At 67.4% G+C, this 1,419-nt stretch carries 1 protein-coding gene; it reads right to left on the bottom strand.

Annotated features, from left to right (window positions below):
• Window positions 1-124: 124 nt before the first annotated feature.
• On the bottom strand, window positions 125-1,363 hold the full coding sequence (locus tag AB0E05_RS36410; protein ID WP_361971907.1) for an IS701 family transposase: 1,239 nt from the start codon (window positions 1,361-1,363) through the stop codon (window positions 125-127).
• Window positions 1,364-1,419: the final 56 nt, after the last annotated feature.

Genomic DNA, 1,419 nt, shown 5'->3' with positions numbered 1-1,419 from the left:
CTAGTAGTGCTTCGTTAGGTTCTGTGTCTGGTTCGGTTGTGGGGTAGGGGTCGGTTGCAGGTGGTGCAGGTGCCGGTCCAGCCCTTGAGGAGGTGTTGGAGGAGGTCGAGGGTCTGGTAGAGGGTCAGGCCGGCGTTGGGGCTTTTGGGTCGAGCCGCTGGAGGGTGAGGAAGGCTTGGGCGGCGGTGACGAGGGTGACGTGGTGGTGCCAGCCGCGCCAGGTGCGGCCTTCGAAGTGGTCCAGGCCCAGGCCGTGCTTGAGCTCGCGGTAGTCGTGCTCGATGCGCCAGCGCATCTTCGCCCACCGCACCAGCTCAGCGACGGGCGTCTCGGGCGGCAGGTTCGATATCCAAAAACCCGTCGGGGCGTCCTGACCGGCAGGCCACTCGACCAGGACGGTGGAAGTGGGCAGGACTCCGTCCCACTGGTTGCGTCCGCCGCCTGCCGCTTGGGCGGCGGCCAAGGACTGCTTGCCCGCCGGGCGAACGGCCAGGACCGTGAACCGTGAGGTCATCGCACCTTTGCTGCCCTGCCGCCAGCCCACCTCGGTGAAGTGGCCGGCGGCAGCAGCCTCGGCCGCATGGACGGTAAGCGCTCGCGGAGCCGTCCGGTACCGGGGAAGCGTCGGCGGGCCCAGTCCCCCGTAATCCGGCTGATACGGCTCGACGTCCAGCTCGTGAGCGACTTCCTTCCCGGTCAGTGCCAGCACATAGGACAGACCGCGCTTGTCCAGACCGTGGCGGAAGGACGTGCTGACGCCGTAACCCGCATCAGCGACCACGACCGGGACTCTCAGCCCCCACCCGGTCACGTTGTCCAGCAGCCCGAGCGCGAGGCGCCATTTCTCGTGATGGACGGCGCCGTCCGGGATACCGGCCCGGCGACAGCGGCCCGGCTCGTCCGCCCACTCCCGGGGCAGATACAACTGCCAGTCCAGTGGACACGACGCGGTGTCAGTCGCGGCGTGGACACTAACCGCGACCTGGCAGTTCGCCCGCTTCCCGAGAGCCCCGCAGTACTGGCGGGCAACCCCGGCCGAGGACCGGCCGCACTTGGGAAACGACACATCGTCGATCACCCACACCTGCGGCGCGATGGCCTCGGACAGCCGCTCAGCGATCCGCCGCCGCACCGGCAACGGATCCCACGGCGACTGGTTCACGAACTGCTGCAACGCCTGCATGTTCCCATCCGGCAACCGCTCAGCCATCGGCTGGATCGACTTACGCCGACCGTCCAGCATCAGCCCCCGCAGATAACACGCACCCCACCGCCGCTGATCCCGCCGCGGCAACGACCCGAACACATCACCCACGAACTCCGACAACTCACCCCGGAGCCGCTCAACATCCCCCAGCTTCACACCACAAAGATGCCCACCACCAAGCAAGATCACTCAAGATAACGAAGCACTACTAG

It is taken from the genome of Streptomyces sp. NPDC048057 (assembly GCF_040653095.1).
Taxonomy (GTDB): domain Bacteria; phylum Actinomycetota; class Actinomycetes; order Streptomycetales; family Streptomycetaceae; genus Streptomyces.
Note: the sequence above shows the minus strand (reverse complement) of the source record. Positions and strands in the feature narration are given on the sequence as shown.